Here is a 21,653-nt window from a genome sequence, read left to right on the forward strand (position 1 = left end):
CCTTCACCTAAATATTCTCGGGGTGCGCGAGGGGACGGACGGCCCCTCGCGCCCATAGTGCAGATCAGAAGGGCATCGGATGCGCCTTGTGGACCTCATCAAGTTTCTCCAGCAGCTCGAGCGAAAGCGTCACGTCCTTTGCCCCCAGGATCCGCTCCAGCTGCTCGACCGTGGTCGCGCCAAAGATCGACGAAGCGACAAAGGGACGGCGCGCCGACCAGGCCAGCGCCATGTGCACCGGATCGATCCCGAATTCCTCAGCCACCTTCAGATAGGCATCGACCGCCAGAAACGCGCGGTCGGTCTTGCGCCCACCCAGATCGCCGTTGAACGCCATACGCGACCCACCTGGCACCGCACCGCCCTGATACTTGCCCGTCAGCAGACCCGCAGCCAAAGGCGAAAACGGCAGCAGGCTGACGGCCTCGTTCACCATCAGTTCGGCCAGATCCGTATCCGCCAGACGGCACATCAGCGAATATTCGTTCTGGATCGATGCCACGCGGGGTGTCGCGGTTTCTTCGGCAACCTTCAGCCACATCGCCGTGCCCCAGGCACTTTCGTTCGACAGACCGAAATTGCGGATCGTGCCGCGGTTCATCTCGTCCTTCAGGGCACCCAGCGCGTCGTGCATGTGTTGGATCGTGCTCGCCTTGTCCTGACCGCTTGGGTCAAAGGTCCAGTTCTTGCGGAACATGTAGGACCCGCGATTGGGCCAGTGAAACTGATAAAGATCGATCACATCGGTCTTCAGCCGCTTCAGGGAAGCCTCGATGCACCCCGGAATCGTTTCTGACGTGATGGGTGCACCGCCACGTACAAAATCCTGCCCTTCTCCCGAATGCTTGGTCGCGAGGATCCAGTCGTTGCGCCGCCCGGTGGCCGCGAACCAGTTGCCGATGATTTCCTCGGTCAGGCCGACCGTCTTTGCCAGCACTGGGTTGACCGGATACATCTCTGCCGTGTCGATGAAGTTGATACCGGCGTCATGCGCCATCGCGATCTGGCGGTGGGCGACGGTTTCGTTCGTCTGGTTGCCGTAGGTCATCGTGCCAAGGCACAGCTCGGACACCATCAGGCCGGTTCGACCAAGCGGATTCATCTTCATATCAGGACACCTTTCATTCTGCGTTGCGGCGCAAACTAACCGCGCCAGTCAACTCTGCAAGCCCAGACCGATATCGGTCTGCGCCACGGCCACCGACTTCAGCACTGCGAAACAGGAACTGCCTTCGCGCAGATCAAGGGCATCCGCCGAACGCCGCGTTATCCGGGCCAGCAGCATATTAGTCCCGGCGCGCAGCTGCACGATGACCCCGGGCCCCTCGCCGCGCCGCAGGCTCAGGACCTCGACCGGCAGAATGTTCAGCGCCGAAATACCGCTGGGGCGTTCCACCGCCAACATCACATCCTGCGCAAGTATCCGCACCCTCAATTCTGATCCGATGTCGGCTTCGACCTCGGGCAGGCACAACACCCCGCCGGAAAATTGCAGCTCTGTCACCCCATCGGCGGCATGCCTCAAAACCCGCGCTTCAATCACCGCGCCCGCATCCCGCACGCCCATGACCCGCACCATGCCCGGATCTGACAGCAGCGCGCTTGCGGGGCCAGCTTTCAGCACGCGCCCTTCCTCCATCACGACCACATGGGTCGCAAGCCGGGCGACTTCGGAAACATTGTGGCTGACGTAAAGGATCGGCACACCCGCCTCTGTCCGCAGCCGTTCCAGATACGGCAGGATCTCGGCCTTGCGTGCCCCGTCCAATGCCGCCAGTGGTTCGTCCATCAGCAGCATCAGGGGGTCCGCCAGCAGCGCCCGACCGATGGCGACACGCTGTGCTTCGCCCCCTGACAACGCGCCGGGCTTTCGGTTCAGCAGGGTACCGATACCCAACAGGTCGACGACCCGCTCCAGCCCGTCCTGCGACCGGTTCCCCGAAACGCGGCGCGCATAAAGCAGGTTTTGCCGCACGGTCAGGTGCGGAAACAGCCGCCCCTCCTGAAAAACGTATCCCAGCCGCCGCTTGTGCACCGGCACCGAGACACACGCGGCACTGTCAAACAGCACCTGTTCGCCAACGACGATGCGACCCTGCGACGGTGCCAGCAACCCGGCGACCGCGTTTACCACCGATGTCTTGCCCGACCCCGATCGGCCGAACAGAACCGTCACGCCGTCGGGCGCGTCGAACTGCACATCAAGGCGGAAATCGCCAAGGGTGTGGCGGACATCGACGGACAGGCTCATCGTCCGGAAATCCTGCGCGCAACCCGCCGCGCGAACCATTCAGACAACAGCAGCGCCAGCATGGCCATCGTGACTGATACAATCACCAGCCGTACCGCCGACTCCTCGCCCCCCGGGACCTGCAGAAAGGCGTAAATGGCCGATGGCACCGTCCGCGTTTGTCCTGGTATGTTCGACACAAAGGTAATGGTCGCGCCGAATTCGCCCATCGCCTTGGCAAAGGCGAGCACTGCCCCCGCAATCACTCCGGGCGCGATCAGTGGCAGGGTGACCGTCACGAACACCTTCCAGCGCGACGCGCCCAAAGTCCCCGCCGCCTGCTCCAGCTTCGGGTCCACCGCTTCGATGGCAAGGCGCATGGCGCGCACCATCAGTGGAAAGGCCATGATCGCCGCCGCCAGCGCCGCCCCCGTCCAGCGGAATGCCAGCACGATGCCGAACCACTGATCCAGAACGCCCCCGACAGGCCCCCGCCGCCCGAAGGTCAGCAGCAACAGATATCCCGTAACGACCGGTGGCAGGATCAGCGGCAGATGCACAATTCCGTTCAGCACCTGCCGCCCCGGAAACCGCCCACGCGCCAGCAGCATCGCCACGCCAAGTCCAAACGGCAAAGAGGTCAGCGTTGCCCAGAAGGCAACCTTCAGCGACAGCGCGACAGCCTGCCATTCCTCGGGGCCAAGAAAATCCATGACCCCCGCTGTAACCTACTCTGACGGCAGGACAAAGCCATGTTGTTGCAGGATCGCGCCGCCCTCGGGACCAGCCAGCCAGTCCAGAAAGGCCTCAGCCGCCTCTGGCTCTGCCGCATCGCGCGTCACCGCCCCGGGATACAGGATCGGCGGATGGCTTTCCTCGGGGAAGGTGGCGGCCACATGAACGCGCCTTTCCGCCACTGCGTCGGTGGCGTAGACGATGCCATATGGCGCCTCGCCCAGCGCCACCAGCGCCAGCGCGGCGCGCACATTGTCGGCCTGCGCCACGCGGGGCGCGAGGGCGTCCCACTGGCCGAGCCATTCCAGTGCGGCCTTGCCGTAGATCCCGGCGGGCACCGCCTCGACCAGTGCCATGGCCAGCCGCGCGTCCGGCCCCAACCGGGCGGCGATGTCAAAGTCTGGCGTGATATCTACCGCCTTGCCCCACGCGGGGCCGGTACGGATCAGCACCAGCGCGTTACCCATCAATATCCGCCGCGTTTCCGGGTCGATCATTCCCTGCCCGTCAAGCCAGTCCATCCACTCGGGGTTGGCCGACAGGAATATATCGACCGGTGCCCCGGCCGCGATCTGGCGCGCCAATGCAGAACTACCCGCAGGCGCGAGGGTCACCTGATTGCCGGTTTCGGCCTCCCAGACCTGGGCCGCCTCTGTCAGCGCATCGCCGGTCGAAGCCGCAGCAAAGACCATAATCTCGGCGGCGCGCAGCGGTACGGCGCAACATATTAACACCAGCCAGAGTGTCAGGCTGCGTACCCCGCGCAATTTGTGCATTTTACATCCTATGACTGCATTTTTTCCTAAACTGCCAAAAATACCCACCGGCCACAAGGCTCTTGGCAACGGGTTAATGGCAATCAGATACCGCAAATGTTTCCTCTGACCGACATGCTGCGCGCCGCCGTGACCTTTGTGATAGCGCTCGGACTGCTCAGTCGGCGACTTTGTTTAGCCCAATCCACATCTCGCCCCACAGCCCGGAGCCGCCGCCGCCGCCTCCTCACAGGCTCAGACCGAAAACGACACCCAAGGTCGCAACCTGTCTCGACACAGCCAACGTCGCATGGCCTAAGAGACGCATGCGCCTGCCCCTGTCCTTTGTGGCCCTCTTCCTGTCGGTCATCCTTCTGCAACTGTCCTCGGGTGCTCTTGGCCCGCTGGACGCGCTGTCGGGCTTTGCGCTGAACTTCTCGACCTCTGAAATCGGGATGCTGGGATCGGCGCATTTCTTCGGATTCTTCATCGGCTGTTGGTTTGCACCCCGCCTCATGGGGTCGGTCGGCCACGCGCGCGCCTTCGCCGCCTTTACGGCCTTTGGTGCCATCGGCCTGCTGGCGCATATGCTGGTGCTTGATCCTTACGCATGGGCACTGATGCGCATCGCGTCAGGATTATGCGTCGCGGGCTGCTATACGGTGATCGAGGCGTGGATGCAGGCCGAGGTCACGAACGAAACACGAGGCCGCGCCATGGGGTCCTACCGGGTGGCGGACATGGGCGCATCCCTAGTCGCACAGCTGATGATCGGGGTTCTGGATCCAGCCCACTATGTCAGTTACAACATTCTGGCCTTGCTCTGCTGTGCCGCTCTGCTGCCACTGACGCTGACCACCTCAAAGCAGCCTGAAACACCTGCCGCCCCCCGCCTGCGCCCGCGCCTTGCCGTGGATCGATCGCCGCTGGCTGCGGCCGGGGTGATCGTGGCGGCGCTGTCCTCGGCCTCTTTCCGGATGGTCGGCCCGGTCTACGGTCAGGGCGTCGGCCTTGCGGTGGATCAGATCGCATGGTTCCTTGCCGCCTTTGTGCTGGGCGGGGCGCTGTCGCAATATCCCGTGGGCTGGCTCGCCGATAAATTCGACCGCCGTCTAGTGCTGATCTGGCTCTCGGTCGCCGCTATATTCAGCTGTGCCTTGACCGCCTCGCTCACCGGCTTGTCGACTGCGGGCATCATGCTCACCGCGACATTCTTTGGCCTCACCACCTTTCCCATATACTCGGTCGCCTCGGCCCATGCCCACGACTTTGCCGACAGCTCGGAACGGGTCGAACTCTCAGCTGCGCTTATGTTCTGGTACGCTGTCGGCGCAATTGCGGCGCCCTACGTGGCGTCATTGCTGATGAATGCCTTCGGCCCGCCTGCACTGTTCATCCTGATCGCCATCGGTCATGCCGTCCTTGTGGTTTTCGGCATGATCCGCATGCGGGCGCGCCCCGCTGCCCGGCCCCGCACGCCCTACGTCTATGCACCGCGCACCAGCTTCCTGATCGGCCGCCTCATGGCCCGCGCACGCGATCGCCACTGACAGGGGGGCAGTCAGCCCCCACATTCCCGCCACTGGCCACGCCCTGCAACATCCGGTAAAGCACACCAAACCCTGACATCAGCGGGACCAAAGACATGGCACGCCACCTCATCACTTCTGCAATCCCCTACATCAACGGGATCAAGCACCTCGGGAACCTCATCGGCTCCCAGCTTCCGGCCGACCTTTACGCCCGCTACCTGCGCGCGCGCGGCCACGAGGTACTGTTCCTCTGTGCCACGGACGAACACGGTACCCCCGCCGAGCTTGCCGCCGCGAAGGCGGGCAAGCCTGTGGCCGAATACTGCGCCGAAATGCACGCCGTGCAGGCCGAGATAGCCAAGGGCTTCCGGCTCAGCTTCGACCACTTCGGCCGTTCGTCCAGCCCGCAGAACCACACCCTGACCCAGCATTTCGCCGGCGTCCTGGCCGACCGCGGCCTGATCAAAGAAGTTTCGGAAACCCAGATGTATTCGCCCACCGACGGGCGCTACCTTCCCGACCGGTATATCGAAGGCACTTGCCCCAACTGCGGCTTTGAAAGCGCGCGGGGCGATCAGTGCGACAACTGTACCAAACAGCTTGACCCGGTTGACCTGATCAATCCGCACAGCACCATTTCGGGCGCCACGGACCTCGAAATGCGTGAAACCAAGCATCTCTACCTGCGCCAAAGCGCGATGAAAGATCAGATCGAGGCCTGGATCGACTCCAAAACCGACTGGCCCATCCTCACCACATCGATCGCCAAGAAATGGCTAACCGATGGCGACGGCCTGCAAGATCGCGGCATCACCCGCGACCTCGACTGGGGTGTTGCCGTCAAGCGCGGAACCGAGGACTGGCCGGGCATGGAGGGCAAGGTGTTCTACGTCTGGTTCGACGCGCCCATCGAATACATCGCCTGCGCGCAGGAATGGGAAGAGGCCGGAAAAGGCACCGATTGGGAACGCTGGTGGCGCACCGACAAGGGTGCCGACGACGTGCGCTATACCCAGTTCATGGGCAAGGACAACGTACCGTTCCACACGCTGTCCTTCCCGGTGACGATCCTCGGATCCGGCGAGCCGTGGAAACTGGTCGACTACATCAAGTCGTTCAACTACCTGAACTACGAAGGCGGCCAGTTCTCGACCTCTCGCGGACGCGGGGTTTTCATGGATCAGGCGCTGGAAATCCTGCCGCCGGACTACTGGCGCTGGTGGCTTCTCAGTCATGCGCCCGAAAGCTCGGATGCGGAATTCACTTGGGAAAACTTCCAGACTTCGGTGAACAAAGACCTCGCCGACGTGCTTGGCAACTTCGCATCACGCGTCACCAAATTCTGCCGTTCGAAATTCAGCGAAGCCGTCCCCTCGGGCGGCACCATGGGCCCGCGCGAAGATCAACTGATCGCCGACCTCACCACCCGGCTCTCTGACTATCAGTCGCAGATGGAACACCTTGAGGTCCGTAAGGCCGCAGCCGCGCTGCGCGCGCTCTGGGTGCTTGGCAACGAATACCTGCAAGAGGTCGCGCCCTGGACCACAATCAAGACGGATCCGGAACAGGCGGCGATGCAGACGCGCTTGGGACTGAACCTGATCCGGCTTTACGGTGTACTCTCCGCGCCGTTCATCCCCGATGCGTCAGCACAGCTGCTCGCGGATCTCAACGCCAGCGACGCGCAATGGCCCGACGACATCGCAGCGGCCCTCTCCGCCCTGCCCGAAGGCCATGCCTTTACGGTTCCAGAGGTCACGTTCCGCAAGATCACCGACGACGAGCGCGCCGACTGGCAAACACGCTTTTCCGGAATCCGCAGTTAACAGGCACCAGATCAATACGACGCACTTTGGTTGCCACATGCAAAAACGCCGGACCCCGCAGGGCCCGGCGTTTTTCAATCAAACCAGTGTGGCCAAAGGCCACTCAATCGGATCAAATCCGGTTGGCTCAGGCGATCTCGACCAGCTCGATGGCAAAGGTCAGATCCTTGCCCGCCAGCGGGTGGTTCGCATCCAGTGTCACCTCGGCCTCGGTCAGTTCGACCACCGTCACCGGCATCACTTCACCTGTCGGGGTCTGAACCTGCAACTGCGTACCCAAGTCCAGCGGGATATCATCCGGAATCTCGGTGCGCGGCACGGCTTGGCGCGCCTGGGGGTTGGGCTGGCCATAGGCCTCGTCCGCGACGATCGCCACGGTCTTCTTCTCGCCGATCGTCATGCCGGGGATCGCCTTGTCGAGCCCGGGGATGATCTGCCCGGAACCCACGGTGAATTCCAGCGGATCGCGCCCCGTCGAACTGTCGAATGTCGTGCCATCATCCAATGTGCCGGTATAATGAATGCGCACGGTGTCACCCGTTTTCACTTCTGTCATACGGAAATCCAGTCTTGTCATGAAGGTTACTTTGCGAGGCCGCGTCCTGCGCGGGTACTCATGCTCATGCACAAATTTAGGGGCGGCAGGCAGAAATTGCAAACCAACTTCCTCGAAACAGCTGAAAAAGCACGATATCCGTGCCTTTTATCGTGCCCGCGCTGCGTGCCACGCCCCCCACACCCGCGCCGCCGCCCCGCGACCTCTTTCTCCCTTTCCCCGGTAGCGCCAGCATGACAGTCTGGCCGCAATTCGAAATCGGGGGGACCCATGGCCATCACAACCTGCATCTTCGATGCCTACGGCACGCTGTTCGATGTCGCCTCTGCTGCGCGCCGCGCGGCAGACGAACCCGGTCGGGACGCGCTGGCCGCCTGCTGGAAAACCCTGGCCGAGGACTGGCGGCTCAAGCAACTGCAATACACATGGCTGCGCGCGATCACCAAAGAACACACAACCTTCTGGCAGGTCACGATGGATGGCCTCGATTGGGCCATCGAGCGCCACGGTCTGGACGGTGACCCCGAGTTGCGCGAACGCCTGTTGGCCCTCTACTGGGAACTCGCCGCCTATCCGGAGGTGCCCGAAATGCTCGCCACGCTCAAGGCACACGGCAAAACCTGCGCCATCCTGTCAAACGGCAATCCCGACATGCTCGACGGTGCCGTCGATAGCGCGGGCATTGAAACCTGGCTCGACGCAGTTCTCTCGGTCGAGGCGGTGCAGATCTTCAAACCCGCCTCGCAGGTTTATGACCTTGTCGGCCAGCGCTTCGGCTGCGCCCCCGAAGAAGTACTGTTCGTTTCCTCCAACGGCTGGGATATTGCTGGCGCGGCCGGTTACGGCTTTACCACCGCCTGGGTCAATCGCGCAGGCGACCCGGTCGACCGGTTGCCGCACCGCCCACGTCACATCCTGAAAAACCTTTCCACAATCCCGGAACTTGCCAGCTGATGCCGACGTTCACATCCTCCGACCGCGTCACCCTGCATTACGCAGACGAAGGCCAGGGACTTCCTCTGCTCTGTCTCCCGGGCCTGACCCGGGATCTGCACGATTTCGACGACGTTGCCTCGCATTTGACCGGCGTTCGGCTGATCCGTCTCGACTATCGCGGCCGCGGCTTGTCCGAATGGTCAGATCCACAGACCTACACCATCCCGACCGAGGCGCGCGATGCCCTCGAATTGCTCGACCACCTACAAATCGATAAGGCGGCAATCCTAGGCACCTCCCGCGGCGGGCTGATCGCCATGCTGCTCGCGGCGACCGGCAAGGACCGGCTGCTTGGTGCCGCGCTCAACGACATCGGCCCCGAGATCGCTCAGAACGGCCTCGACTTCATCAAGACCTATCTGGGCCGCAATCCACCCTGGAACACCTGGGACGCCGCAGCCGAGGCCCGAGCCCGCGCAGACGATGGTTTTGACAATGTTCCGCTGGAGCGCTGGCGCCAAGAGGCCGAAAGGCTCTACCGCGAAACCCCCGACGGGCTGGTCATCCGCTATGATGCTCGGCTGCGCGACGCGGTCCTGTCCTCGGGCGCGCAGCCTACAGCAGACCTCTGGCCACTGTTTGACGCTCTCGAAGGGCTGCCGCTCTGCACCCTGCGCGGCGCGAATTCAAATCTTCTCTCGCCCGAAACCTTTGCCGAGATGCAGCGCCGCCGACCGGACATGATCGCGGCAGAAGTGCCAGACCGCGGCCATATCCCATTTCTGGACGAGCCGCAGTCGATCAACGCGCTTGGCAGGTGGCTTGACCTTCTGCGATGATACCAATGCGTCTGATCGATCCCCACTTCTTCTCTTTCCAAATACGTAAAATCCACCTCCTCCAAAGGCCCATGCCATGAACATCGACATGATCGACGCCGCCGCCCAGCGCCTGCGGGGGCACGCCCGCCGCACGCCAATGCTGTCTTCTCCTTTTCTGGACGCGATCGCGGGTCGTCGCGTCTATGTCAAAGCCGAATGCCTTCAGCATACCGGCAGCTTTAAATTCCGCGGCGGCTGGTCTGCGGTCTCGGCGCTTTCCCCGGACATACGCTCCAAGGGCGTCATCGCCTTCTCGTCCGGCAACCACGCGCAGGGCGTAGCACTGGCGGCGCGGGAACACGGGATTACCGCCGTCATCATCATGCCATCGGACGCACCACGTATGAAGATCGACAACACCCGCGCGCTGGGTGCCGAAGTGGTGCTATATGACCGCGCGGGCGAGGATCGCGATGTCCTTGGCGCCCGCCTGTCAGGTGAGCGTGGCCTGACGCTCATCAAACCCTTTGACGAACCACAGGTCATCGCGGGGCAAGGCACCACCGGTCTGGAGATCGCCGAAGACGCTGCCGCGCTGGGAATCAAAAACGCCGATGTCATCGTCTGCTGCGGCGGGGGCGGGCTGACCTCCGGCATCGCTCTCGCGCTCGAGGCGCGCGCGCCGTCGCTGCGCGTGCGCCCCGCCGAACCCGAAGGTTTCGACGATGTGGCGCGCTCGCTCGCCTCCGGTAGGATCGAGCGGAACCCACGCACCTCGGGCAGCCTCTGTGATGCGATCATCACGCCGCAACCGGGAGATTTAACATTTCCGATCCTGCACCGCCTTTGCGGCCCCGGCCTTGTGGTCAGTGAAGACGAGGCGCTGCACGCCATGTCCCTGGCCTTTGCCCGGCTCAAGGTCGTGGCCGAACCCGGCGGTGCTGTCGCCCTCGCCGCTGCGCTGTTCCGGAAGGGCGAGATCGAGGGTGAGGCCGTCATCGTCACCATCTCAGGCGGCAACGTGGACGGAGAGATTTTCGCACAGGCGCTGGACAGATTTCCGGCCTGAGCACCCGGTACCGCCGCTGACGGGGACATCCCAACCTTTCACAAATCGCACCAATACTCACTTCAAAAACCAAAACGGGAGCCTAACCATGCACATTGCCAACCTTGACGGCATCCGCCTGCACTACCGCATCGACGGCGACCCTGCCGGTGCGCCTGTGGTGTTTTCCAACTCTCTCGGTACCGATCTGAGGCTTTGGGATCAGATCATTCCGCTGCTGCCCAAGGGCCTGAAATTCATCCGTTATGACAAGCGCGGCCATGGCCTCTCAGAAGCCACGCCCGCCCCATACGGCATGGGCACGCTGGTGTCCGATGTCGAAAAGCTGATGGATCACCTTGATGCCAAGGACGCCATATTTGTCGGCCTTTCTATCGGGGGCATGATCGCGCAGGGGCTAGCGGCCAAACGGCTGGATCTTGTCCGCGCCATCGTTCTGTCGAACACCGGAGCGCGGATCGGCACACGTGAGATGTGGCAAGAGCGGATCGATGGGGTGCGCGCAGGCGGTATCGAGGCGTTGGCTGACCCGACGATGACACGCTGGTTTTCGGCCCCGTTCCGCCAGACCGATGCATTCACAGCCTGGCGCAACATGCTGATCCGCCAGCCAGTCGAGGGTTATGTGGGCTGCTCTGCTGCGATCTCGGGCACCGACTTCATGGCGACAACCGCCGCTCTGCGTCTTCCCGCCCTTGGCATCGCGGGATCAGAGGACGGATCGACTCCACCCGATCTGGTCCGGGAAACCATCGACCTGATCCCCGGCTCTGAATTCGCCCTGATCCGCGGCGCGGGCCACCTACCCTGCGTGGAAAAACCCGAGGAATATGCGCGTGTCCTGTCGGATTTCATCACCCGCCAAGGCCACGCCAACGTCTGATCACAGAACAGGAACCGGCCAATGTCTCATTTTCTTCTGATCCACGGGTCCTGTCACGGTGCCTGGTGCTGGCGCGATGTTCTGCCTGAACTCACCGCCCTCGGCCATACAGCTGGGGCCATCGACCTGCCCGGTCACGGGCAGGATTGCACGCCAATCGAAGACATCACACTTGACTTATATGCCCGAACGATCCTCGACGCCCTCGACGGGCCCACGATTGTGGTCGGCCATTCGATGGGCGGCTTTCCGATCAGCCGAGCCGCCGATATGGATCCCACCCTTATCCAGCGTTTGGTCTACCTCTGTGCCTATGCCCCCTGGGACGATCACACCTTGGTCGAAATGCGCCTTCGTGCCCCGCGCCAGCCGATCATGAAGGCGATCCGCAGGTCCGGCGATGGCAAGACCTTTTCAATTCTGCCAGAGCACGCGCGCGAGATTTTTTATCACGACTGCCCGGACGAGGCATTTGACTTTGCGCTCGAGAACCTTTGCCCGGAACCCACCCTGCCACAGGCAACCAAGGTCACCCTTGGCAAGGCGTACAAATCTGTCCCCCGCAGCTACATCCTCTGCGAACAGGACAGCGCCATCCCATCAGAATTCCAGCACACCATGGCTGCGGATTTCGCCCCCGGGGATGTGATCGGCATGGACACTTCCCATTCTCCGTTTTTCTCAGCCCCCGAAGAACTGGCGCGGCATCTGGACCGGATTGCCTCAGACTGACTTAGCGTTAGGGTCAGGCCGAAATCGGACAGCGCGGTTGCTGTTGCGTATTTGGAAAAGAGAAGAAACTGCGGGACGTTCATTTCTCGGGCCTCGCCTCGTACGGCATGGGTTTGACCTTCTTTCAGGGCGCGTCTCTATCCCTTGCACACCACTCTGCGTATAGAGGGCGCCAACACCACCAGGACCCAAGGACGCCTCATGCCCGCCTCCCCTTTTGACAGCGCACATCTTTCCAAACTCTTCGACACCGGCGAAGCCGCCCGGCTGTTTTCCGACAGCGCCGAAATCCGCGCCATGCTTCTGGTTGAGGGTGCGCTGGCCAAGGTTCAGGGCGCGGCCGGCGTCATTCCGGAACTTAGCGCCGCTGCCATCCACCGTGCCACGCTGGAAATCCAGATGGACCCGGCCGGGCTGGCCGAAGCCACCGGGCAGAATGGCGTTTCGGTTCCGGCACTCGTCACCGCCTTCCGCGCGCTGATGCAGGCACCTGAACATGCGCAGTACCTGCATTGGGGTGCGACCTCTCAGGACATACTGGACACGGCGCTGATGCTGCGGCTGCGTCAGGGTCTGGCGCTTTTTGACGCTGGTCTCGACGCCACGCTAAAAGCCCTTGCCACCCTTTCCGCCGCCCATGCCGACACGCCGATGGCTGCACGCACCTATGGCCAGCACGCCACGCCCACCAGCTTTGGCGCGACCGTGGCCGCCTGGGGTTGGCCGCTGCTGACCCTGCTGGAAGAGTTGCGCGCGATCCGTGCCGCGGGCCTGCCCGTGTCCCTCTCTGGCGCTGCCGGAACCGCAACAGAACTCGGCGCCGACGCTCCTGCCCTGCGCGCCGCACTGGCTGAGGCACTTGGACTATCGGATCCCGGCCACAGCTGGCACAGCGACCGCACGGTGATCCTGCGGCTTGCCGCCTGGATCACCCGCACCGCCACGGCGCTGGGGAAGATGGGTGAAGACCTGCTGCTGCTCACCCAGTCAGGTCTTGCCGAGGTTCGCCTTGGTGGTGCCGGCGGATCCTCGACCATGCCGCAGAAACAGAACCCGGTGGCGCCTTCCGTGCTTGTCGCCCTGTCGCACCACGCTCTGGGGCTCAACACCACTCTGCAGGGCGCTGGCCTGCATCGACAGCAGCGCGACGGCGCGGCCTGGTTCACCGAATGGCTCACCCTTCCCTCGCTCTGCCTGAGCCTTTCGGCAGCGCTAAAGCACGCACAGAACCTTGCCGAAACCCTCGCTCCGAACACGCAAGCCATGTCTGCCACGCTCGACAGCGCCCAAGGGCTGCTGGCCGCAGAGGCGCTATCCTTCGCCCTGACAAGCCGGATGTCGCGCCCCGATGCCCAGGCCGAGGTCAAGATGCTCTGTAAGGAAGTGATCGCCAACGGCACCCACCTGCGCGACGCGGCCCTGGCGCGCTGGCCTGACCTGCCCCCTGCCTTGTTCCTGCCGGACACACAGATGGGTCAGGCACCACATGAGGCGCGCGCCTTCGCGGCCGCCGTCCGCGCGCTCTGACCAGGGCAGGTGGCGCAGACGAATCAGCGTGACGGACAGAAGCTGCAACTGCCGGTGATCTTTCTGCCGATCGCCGTGATGAAACCATGCCGTCGGAATCATTAATCCAATGATGTCGAACCTTTTCGGCGACACAAATGACAGCTCAGACCCGCAGGGCATAGTGCTTGGCGTCGTCTCTGCGATCGGCCGACCGGCACCCTATCCGACACTAAGGCTGACATCCCACCAAGAGCTATGAGCGCACACCGACACAAGCGGTCGCATTCAAGCTTGTTTCCGCTTCCATCGCATCGCAGGTTGCCTCAAACGAAAGGGAGACCAGAATGACCCGCATCACCGCCGCCGTCTGCACTGCCTATAATGCGCCGCTGGAAATCGAGGAACTCGAACTTCGCGCGCCTCTCGCGGGCGAAGTCGAAGTGACTCTCGAAGCTGTAGCGATCTGCCATTCGGACATCCATTTTGCTGAAGGTGCCTGGGGTGGAAATCTGCCCGCAGTTTATGGCCACGAGGCCGCTGGCCGCGTCACCGCCATTGGCGAAGGCGTAACAGGTGTCTCCCTCGGCAATCGGGTCGTGGTCACGCTGATCCGCGCCTGCGGCACCTGCACGCAATGCGCTTCGGGCAAACCGACAATCTGCGAAACGCCGGGGGGATACGCCTCTCCGTTATCCCGCCCGGACGGCACAAGCGTCGTTCAGGCCATGAACTGTGGTGCATTTGCCAGCCATGTGGTGGTGGATCAGAGCCAGATCGTGCCCCTGCCCGACGATATGCCGCCCGAAGCCGTCGCTCTGATGGCCTGCGGCGTGATCACCGGCATCGGTGCCGTGGTTAATGCGGCAGGGCTGCGTGCGGGACAAGATGTCGTGGTGATCGGCGCCGGCGGCGTCGGGCTGAATGCGATTCAGGGTGCCAGAATCGCAGGTGCACGGCGCATTGTCGCCGTTGACATGTCCGAGGAAAAGCTTGCCATCGCCCGCGACTTCGGCGCCACGGACGGGGTTCTGGCCACCGGCGAAAGCCCTTGGAAAGAGGCTATAAAGATTATGGGCCGCGGTGCCGATGCGGTGATCGTCACCGTTGGCGCCATCCCCGCCTATAACCGCGCACCCCGCTATCTGGGTTGGGGCGGCAAGATGGTGATGGTCGGCATGCCCCATTCCGGGGCCATGGCGGAATATGAGCCCGTCACGCTCGCCTACATGTCCCAGGGCATGATCGGGTCCAAGATGGGCGACGTGGTCATCCGCCGGGACATCCCGTGGATGGCCGATCTCTACCGCCAGGGACGGCTGAAGCTCGACGAACTTGTCTCGGGTCGCTGGAGGCTCGATCAGATCAACGAAGCTATCGCTGACACCAAGACCGGCGGAGCCAAGCGCAACGTCATTATTTTCTAAGCCACTCAGCCCTTTCACCTGTCCGAAAATATTCCGGGCGCGTCGCCCATCAGGGGCGGCGGGGGCAGCGCCCCCGGCCTGATAGGATCGCGCAAGCGATCCGAAACCACCCCAACAGGAGCCACGCCGATGAAACTGAAAGACCTCGACATCATCGTCACAGCCCCGCCCGCGCCCGGCTGGGGCGGGCGCTACTGGATCCTCGTCAAGCTGACCACCGATGACGGCATCACCGGCTGGGGCGAATGTTATGCCGCGTCTGTCGGCCCGGACGCCATGCAGGCCGTGATCCGTGACGTTTTTGAACGGCACTTCCTGGACCAGAACCCCGAAAACATCGAACTTCTGTTCCGTCGCACCTTCAGTTCCGGCTTTACCCAGCGCCCGGACCTTACCGTGATGGGGGCCTTCTCGGGATTGGAAATCGCCTGTTGGGACATCCTCGGCAAGGCCCTCGACCGTCCGGTCTGGGCGCTACTGGGTGGCATGGTGAATCCGCGCATTCGCGCCTACACCTACCTCTACCCGCTGCCCCATCACAACCTGACCGATTTCTGGAACGATCCGGATCAGGCGGCCGAATCCGCGCTTGATCTGGTGGCGCGCGGCTATACGGCCGTGAAATTCGACCCTGCCGGCCCTTACACCATTCACGGCGGGCACCAGCCCGCGATGTCCGACATCTCTCGTTCGGTCGCCTTTTGCAGGACGATCCGGCAGGCGGTGGGCGACAAGGCTGATCTGCTCTTTGGCACCCATGGGCAATTCACCACCTCGGGCGCCATCCGGCTGGGTCAGGCCATCGAACCCTATCTGCCGCTCTGGTACGAGGAACCCATCCCCCCGGACAACCTGCTGGAATTTCAGGAAGTCGCCCGCGCGGTCCGCATTCCCATCGCCACCGGTGAGCGCCTGACCACAAAGGCCGAATTCGCAACCGTGCTGCGGACGGGCGGGGCAAAGATTCTGCAGCCCGCCCTGGGACGTTCGGGCGGCATATGGGAGACAAAGAAGATCGCGGCAATGGCCGAGGCGTTCAACGCCGAAATGGCGCCGCACCTTTACGCCGGACCGGTTGAGTGGGCCGCCAACGTACATTTCGCGGCCTCCATCCCCAACCTGCTGCTGGCGGAAACCATCGAAACACCGTTCCATTCAGCGCTGATCAGGAACAGCATCCAGATCGAAAACGGATTTATCCTGCCACCCACGGCCCCCGGACTGGGCATCGAGGTGGACGAGACACTGGCCCGCGCGCATCCCTATACCGGCACCGGGCTGCATCTACAGATGCAGGAGGCCTCTTGCGATTATCAGAACGACAACCACTTCATGGGCGGCGCGCCCCCGGTGGCAGACTGATCGCCCCAATCAGGGCGTAGGGTCAGCAGCGACCGGGGGCACAGGCTCCCCCCGGCTCAGGCCTGCCATTCCCAGGGTCGGACAAAGGCGCCAAGCACGTCTGCGACCTGCGCCTCTTGCGCACCGTTGGCGGCCAGCTGCGCAACAAGCCCGCGCTTCTTGTCATCCTTTACGGATACAACCCGCGCGGCCACACCTGACTTTTGCAGCGCTTCATTGTAGACCCGGGTGATTGCCAGCTTGCGCAAATCCGGTTTGAACACCTTGCCCACGGCCGTCTTTGGCAGCTCCGGCAGAATGGTCATGTGCTTGGGATGCGCGGCGCGTTCATGCACATGCACACGGGCATATTCCAGCAGTTCTTCCTCGCTCACCGTGGCACCGCCCACCAGTTCGACAAAGGCGCAGGGCAGTTCGCCCGAATGCGCATCGGGCTGGCCGATCGCCCCGGCAAAGGCAACCGCCGGATGGCCCAGCAAGGCCTCTTCGATATCGGCCGGGTCAATGTTGTGCCCGCCCCTGATGATCAGATCCTTGGCCCGCCCAGTGATCCAGAGATAGCCGTCTTCATCGATCCGACCCAGATCTCCGGTGCGCAGATGCGTGCCGAAGTGGAACAGATCCCGGTTCTTGTCCGCCTCGGTATAGGTACGGCCAGCGTACACTCCGGGGTTCGAAACGCAGATCTCGCCCACTTCGTCCACACCACAAATGACCGGCTGTCCATCAACCACCCGCAAAATCTTGACATCCGTGTAGGGCAACGGAATCCCGGTGGAGCCGACCTTTTTCTTCCCCTCTACCGGGTTCACCGCCACCAGACAGGTCGCCTCGGTCAGCCCGTACCCCTCGATGATTGACACCCCAGTGGCTTCCTCAAACCGCCGGAACAGCTCAAGAGGCAGCGGCGCAGATCCCGAAAACGCCGTCTTGACCGAAGACACATCCGCATCGACAGGGCGCTGCATCAACGCCGACAAGGCAGTCGGCACGGTAATGATAAAGGTGATCTGCCAGCGCTCGATCAGCTTCCAGAAATTGTCGAACACGCCTTCGCCGCGATACCCTTGGGGCGTCGGAAAAACGACATGTGCGCCAGACGACAGCGCCGCCATCAGAATCACGTGGCAGGCAAAGACGTGGAACAGCGGCAGCGGACAAATGATGTTGTCCTTTTCGTTGAACATCATCCTGTGGCCCAGCCAGCCGTTGTAGATCATGCCCGAATAGGTATGCTGCGCCACCTTTGGCATGCCGGTGGTGCCGCCCGTGTGGAAATAGGCAGCGACACGATCAGCCTGAACATCTTCGAACTGCAGAATTTTCGGTTGCTTTGCGCATTCACGGTTGAAACACTTTACATCCACGTGGTCCGCGCCATGCAGTTTGGGACGCAAGAGCGGCACGATCCAGGATTTGGGCGGTGTCAGATAGCGGTTCAAATCGACCTCAAGCACCGTCTGGACACCCGGGGCGTGACGGCAGGCCTCGTGCACCTTCTGCGCCACGTCGGTCTTCGGGAAAGGCTTCAGCGTGACAACCACCTTCGCCTTCGTCTCGCGCAGGATGGCCGCGATCTGCTCGGGCTCCAGCAGCGGATTGATCGGATTGGCAATACCCGCCACCATCGCACCCAGCAGGGCCACGGTAGTCTCGTTACAGTTGGGCAGGACATAGGCCACCACATCCGTCTCACCGATCCCCAACGAACGAAACAGGTTCGCCGCCTGGGTCACGCGGTCCAGCAGTTGGGACCAGCGCAGCGTCTCGGCCTTGTCCTTCGGTCCCGAAAATATCTGATAGCTGACCGCCGGACGGTCGGGAAAGGTGCCTGCGGTGCGGCTAAGAAGCCCAAAGAGCGTCTTTGGGAGATCTCTGTTCTCCCAAAGCATCTCCGCTTCAATCGCATTCCGGTCCGCCATGGATGCAAAACCCATCAGCCGTCTCCTCCCTATTTCCCGGCCCTGTTTCGGGCCGTCTCCCGCCGCCAGTTTCCGAAGGATATCCCCCGGGCGCAAGCCCGATCGACGCAGCGGCAGCAACGCTCTGACGCAACGTCCCGTTTGCGCTGGCTTCATTTGGCCCAAAATTTACCGGGTTGTCACCGGACCGGTGACTGGCGCAGCGCCAATCTACTCGGCCACCATCCCATCGGTGAACTGCAACCGCGCAAGCCGCGCATAAAGCCCGCCTTCGGCCACCAGCACATCATGTGTGCCGGTCGCAACGATTCGCCCCTGATCCATCACAACAATCCGATCCGCCTTTTTCACCGTTGCAAGACGGTGCGCGACGATGATCGTCGTGCGAGTGCGGGCCAACTCGTCCACCGCGCGCTGCACTGCGCGCTCGCTTTCGGCATCAAGAGCGCTTGTCGCCTCGTCGAGCAACAGCACGGGTGAATCCCGCAGGATGGCCCGAGCGATCGCGATACGCTGCTTCTGACCACCCGACAGCATCACGCCGCGCTCGCCAAGCCAAGTGTCATAGCCCTCGGGCAAGCGATCAATAAATTCCGACGCCGCTGCCGCCTGTGCGGCCGCCTCGATCTCGGCATCGGTGGCATCGGGGCGACCGAACCGGATGTTTTCGCGCGCCGAGGCGGCAAAGATCACCGGATCCTGCGGCACCAGCGCGATATGACGGCGGAAGTTATCCCGCTTGAGATCCGCCAGGGACATTCCGTCCATCCGCACCGACCCTTCGTCGGGGTCGTAGAACCGCTGGATCAGTTGAATGATCGTGGTTTTGCCCGCCCCGGAGGGACCGACCAGTGCGATGGTTTCGCCCGCCCTGATCTGCAAGGTGACATTGTCCAGCGCGGAAACGTCAGGCCGCGCTGGATAGGCAAAACTTACACCTTCGAATGAAATCTCGCCACGCACCGGGGTCGGCAGCACCGCAGGAGATTGCGGATCCTTTATCGGGTCCTCTGTGTGCAGCAATTCGACCAGCCGTTCGGTGGCACCTGCCGCGCGCTGCAGCTCTCCGAAGACTTCGGACAGCGCAGCGACCGACCCGGCCACCATCACCGCATAAATGACGAACTGCACCAACGCTCCGGCCGTCATCGACCCTGCACGCACATCCCAAGCCCCGATCCACAGCACGCCGACGATCCCGGTGAACACCAGAAAGATCACGATTGCGGTCATCAGCGCCCGCGTCCAGATCCGGCGCTGCGCCGCGTCATAGCTTTTCTCGGTGACATCGGCAAAGGCCGCCCGCGACATAGATTCGTGCGTAAACGCCTGTACCGTTTGAACCGAACTCAAGGCCTCGGAGGCACTGCCAGAGGAGGCCGCGATCCAGTCCTGATTCTCGCGGCTCAGCTTGCGCAGCTTGCGCCCCAGCGTCAGGATCGGCACCACCACGGCGGGCACGATCAACAGCACCATCAGCGTCAGCTTCCACGAGGTGAACAGCATCAGCACCAGCCCACCCGCAAAGATCAGCACATTGCGCAGGGCAATCGATACCGACGATCCGATCACGCTCAGAATCAGTGTCGTGTCGGTCGTGATCCGGCTCAGAACCTCCCCCGTCATGATCCTTTCGTAGAACACCGGCGACAGGCCGATCACCCGATCAAAGACCGCCTTGCGGATATCCGCGACCACGCGCTCACCAAGCCGCGTGACAAGTGCATAGCGCAGCGCCGTCCCCGCAGCGAGAAGCGCGGTGATGGCCAGAGCAGCACCAAAATACTGGTTAAGCAGAGCACCGCTGCCATCCTCGAAATTATCCACCACCCGGCGCACCGCCAGCGGCAACACGAGCGATACAGAGGCCGTCAGTACAAGCGCCAGAAGCGCCAGCGTCACGAGCCTGCGATAGGGCAACATAAAGGGCCAGAGACTGCCCAGTGAACCAAGGCGTTTCGACTTCTCGCGCTCATCCTGACCCGTTGCCGGTGCGGTCTCTCGGGCCATGACCCCTCCTGTTTTCGTGTTCCATGTGTTTCAACACTCCCGGCCCCATGGTCAAGCGCATCATTGCCGCGCGTCACGGGGTCCTGCAAAAAAAACATGCTTAATGTAGATGTGGGTGGCCGTGTTCACCTTAGACGCGCCCCAGCCGAATGCCACTAAGCATTACCAATGCTGGCGGCACAGCCGCGCGCACTGCGAAAAAATCCGGTTCTAACACGGGCGGCCAAAAGATGAGGAAAAGATGAGGGATGCAGCGGGCGACCAGGGAGATTGGAGCGGGCGACGGGAATCGAACCCGTGTCATCAGCTTGGAAGGCTGAGGTCTTACCATTACACAACGCCCGCGCTACGACTTGGGTCAATATTTCATGCGACTTTTGCGGTCAAGCTATATGTCATCATTTTGCCCCCCGTTGCGATGCGCAGTGGTTCGGCCGTCATGACCCACCTGTGATCGTGACGCCTCCATGCCAACATTGACACGCCCCCTCCTGTCAGGGACCGTGCGCGCCACGGCATCCCCATATCTTGACCGACAGGACACCCAAAATGCGTCTTCCCGCCGCCCTCACCGATCTGTTCCGCCGGGTCGAGACTGCGACACTTATCGTTATCCTGCTGATCGCCGGGGCGCTCTGGGTCTTTGTCGGGCTGGCCTCCGAGATGATGGAGGGCGAATTGCACGCTTTTGATGAGTCGGTGCTTCTGGCGCTGCGCACGCCGGGCGACCCGGCGAACCCCATCGGCGGTCCGCAGATCGAACTGGCAGTGCGCGACCTGACCGCGCTTGGCGGCGTGACGGTTTTGACGCTGATCTCGCTATCTGTGCTGACCTTTCTCTTTCTGCGTCGGCAGCGCGCTTCAGCGATCTTCCTTGCCGTTGCGATTCTGGGCGGGCAGGCGCTGTCGCATCTGGCGAAATCCGGTTTTTCGCGCCCGCGCCCCGATCTTGTCCCGCATGGGGTCGAGGTGGCCACAGCCTCCTTCCCTTCAGGGCACTCTATGATGGCGGCGGTGACCTACCTCACACTTGCTGTCATGCTGGCCCGAACAGAGGGACAGCTGCGCATGCGGGCGTTCTACGTCGCGGTGGCAGCGATCTTGGCCATGCTGGTCGGCATCAGCCGTGTCTATCTGGGTGTCCACTGGCCATCGGATGTGCTGGCAGGCTGGGCATTGGGCGCGGCATGGGCGCTTGGTGTCTGGCTGCTGGCCCGTAAAATGGCACGCAAGGGCCAGATCGAGCCGGAACGTAGCGTGGAAACCTGAGCGACCCCGCGAAAGATGCCCGCACAAACGCAAAACGCCCACCGGAACCGGCGGGCGTTTCAGAACTTGCCTTACGGCGCTG

Annotated in this window: 18 protein-coding genes and 1 tRNA gene; 11 read left to right on the forward strand and 8 right to left on the reverse strand. The window is 62.6% G+C overall.

Going from position 1 to position 21,653, the window contains the following annotated elements; all coding sequences use genetic code 11:
* Positions 1-64 precede the first annotated feature (64 nt).
* Genes CHB75_RS14785 through modA form a run of 4 tightly spaced genes read right to left on the reverse strand, consistent with a single transcriptional unit; the run spans position 65 to position 3,741 of the window.
* The gene (locus CHB75_RS14785) at positions 65-1,108 is read right to left on the reverse strand and encodes an aldo/keto reductase (protein WP_089271826.1); all 1,044 of its coding nucleotides are present in this window, start codon (positions 1,106-1,108) and stop codon (positions 65-67) included.
* A gap of 48 nt (positions 1,109-1,156) precedes the next feature.
* On the reverse strand, positions 1,157-2,251 hold the full coding sequence (gene modC, locus CHB75_RS14790; RefSeq protein ID WP_089271828.1) for a molybdenum ABC transporter ATP-binding protein: 1,095 nt from the start codon (positions 2,249-2,251) through the stop codon (positions 1,157-1,159).
* Complete coding sequence (gene modB / locus CHB75_RS14795) at positions 2,248-2,943, reverse strand: molybdate ABC transporter permease subunit (protein WP_089271830.1); 696 nt, start codon at positions 2,941-2,943, stop codon at positions 2,248-2,250. Before modB ends, modC begins: the two co-directional genes overlap by 4 nt.
* 15 nt (positions 2,944-2,958) lie before the next feature.
* Positions 2,959-3,741 (reverse strand): molybdate ABC transporter substrate-binding protein, encoded by a 783-nt coding sequence (gene modA / locus CHB75_RS14800; RefSeq protein ID WP_089271832.1) that lies wholly within the window; start codon positions 3,739-3,741, stop codon positions 2,959-2,961.
* A 305-nt stretch (positions 3,742-4,046) separates the two neighbouring features.
* On the opposite strand from modA, the gene CHB75_RS14805 reads away from it, so the two are divergent.
* Together CHB75_RS14805 and metG are read left to right on the forward strand one after the other, a co-directional pair.
* Positions 4,047-5,270, forward strand: a complete 1,224-nt coding sequence (locus CHB75_RS14805) for an MFS transporter (RefSeq protein ID WP_089271834.1) — start codon at positions 4,047-4,049, stop codon at positions 5,268-5,270.
* A gap of 95 nt (positions 5,271-5,365) precedes the next feature.
* Entirely contained in the window at positions 5,366-7,078 is a 1,713-nt protein-coding gene (gene metG / locus CHB75_RS14810) for a methionine--tRNA ligase (RefSeq protein WP_089271836.1), read from the forward strand.
* A 127-nt stretch (positions 7,079-7,205) separates the two neighbouring features.
* On the opposite strand, the gene CHB75_RS14815 is transcribed toward metG, so the two are convergent.
* The gene (locus CHB75_RS14815; RefSeq protein ID WP_089271838.1) at positions 7,206-7,634 is read right to left on the reverse strand and encodes an FKBP-type peptidyl-prolyl cis-trans isomerase; all 429 of its coding nucleotides are present in this window, start codon (positions 7,632-7,634) and stop codon (positions 7,206-7,208) included.
* Positions 7,635-7,904: 270 nt separating this feature from the next.
* On the opposite strand from CHB75_RS14815, the gene CHB75_RS14820 reads away from it, so the two are divergent.
* The 8 genes from CHB75_RS14820 to CHB75_RS14855 all read left to right on the forward strand — a co-directional run bounded on the left by CHB75_RS14820 (position 7,905) and on the right by CHB75_RS14855 (position 16,370).
* A complete protein-coding gene (locus tag CHB75_RS14820) occupies positions 7,905-8,588 on the forward strand; it encodes a haloacid dehalogenase type II (protein WP_089271840.1) in 684 nt (227 codons plus the stop codon).
* Entirely contained in the window at positions 8,588-9,409 is an 822-nt protein-coding gene (locus CHB75_RS14825; protein ID WP_089271842.1) for an alpha/beta fold hydrolase, read from the forward strand. Before CHB75_RS14820 ends, CHB75_RS14825 begins: the two co-directional genes overlap by 1 nt.
* Positions 9,410-9,485: 76 nt before the next feature.
* On the forward strand, positions 9,486-10,460 hold the full coding sequence (locus tag CHB75_RS14830) for a threonine ammonia-lyase (protein WP_089271844.1): 975 nt from the start codon (positions 9,486-9,488) through the stop codon (positions 10,458-10,460).
* Positions 10,461-10,548: 88 nt separating this feature from the next.
* Positions 10,549-11,343 (forward strand): 3-oxoadipate enol-lactonase, encoded by a 795-nt coding sequence (pcaD, locus tag CHB75_RS14835; protein WP_089271846.1) that lies wholly within the window; start codon positions 10,549-10,551, stop codon positions 11,341-11,343.
* A gap of 21 nt (positions 11,344-11,364) precedes the next feature.
* Positions 11,365-12,075 (forward strand): alpha/beta fold hydrolase, encoded by a 711-nt coding sequence (locus CHB75_RS14840; protein WP_089271848.1) that lies wholly within the window; start codon positions 11,365-11,367, stop codon positions 12,073-12,075.
* Positions 12,076-12,276: 201 nt separating this feature from the next.
* On the forward strand, positions 12,277-13,602 hold the full coding sequence (locus tag CHB75_RS14845; RefSeq protein ID WP_089271850.1) for a lyase family protein: 1,326 nt from the start codon (positions 12,277-12,279) through the stop codon (positions 13,600-13,602).
* Between the two features lie 326 nt (positions 13,603-13,928).
* Positions 13,929-15,008, forward strand: coding sequence for a Zn-dependent alcohol dehydrogenase (locus tag CHB75_RS14850; protein ID WP_089271852.1), 1,080 nt, complete (start codon positions 13,929-13,931; stop codon positions 15,006-15,008).
* Positions 15,009-15,137: 129 nt separating this feature from the next.
* On the forward strand, positions 15,138-16,370 hold the full coding sequence (locus CHB75_RS14855; protein WP_089271854.1) for a mandelate racemase/muconate lactonizing enzyme family protein: 1,233 nt from the start codon (positions 15,138-15,140) through the stop codon (positions 16,368-16,370).
* Between the two features lie 56 nt (positions 16,371-16,426).
* Here CHB75_RS14855 and CHB75_RS14860 read toward each other — a convergent pair whose 3' ends face one another.
* From CHB75_RS14860 to CHB75_RS14870, 3 genes are all read right to left on the reverse strand, one after another.
* Entirely contained in the window at positions 16,427-18,307 is a 1,881-nt protein-coding gene (locus tag CHB75_RS14860) for an acyl-CoA synthetase (protein WP_089271856.1), read from the reverse strand.
* A gap of 195 nt (positions 18,308-18,502) precedes the next feature.
* Positions 18,503-20,302: an ABC transporter transmembrane domain-containing protein gene (locus CHB75_RS14865; protein WP_089271858.1), complete on the reverse strand. Its 1,800-nt coding sequence runs from the start codon at positions 20,300-20,302 to the stop codon at positions 18,503-18,505.
* A 271-nt stretch (positions 20,303-20,573) separates the two neighbouring features.
* Positions 20,574-20,647, reverse strand: a tRNA-Gly gene (locus CHB75_RS14870).
* A 204-nt stretch (positions 20,648-20,851) separates the two neighbouring features.
* Here CHB75_RS14870 and CHB75_RS14875 point away from each other — a divergent pair.
* Positions 20,852-21,571, forward strand: a complete 720-nt coding sequence (locus CHB75_RS14875; protein ID WP_089271860.1) for a phosphatase PAP2 family protein — start codon at positions 20,852-20,854, stop codon at positions 21,569-21,571.
* Positions 21,572-21,653: the final 82 nt, after the last annotated feature.

The sequence above is a fragment of the Puniceibacterium sediminis genome (genome assembly GCF_900188035.1).
Classification (GTDB): Bacteria; Pseudomonadota; Alphaproteobacteria; order Rhodobacterales; family Rhodobacteraceae; genus Puniceibacterium; species Puniceibacterium sediminis.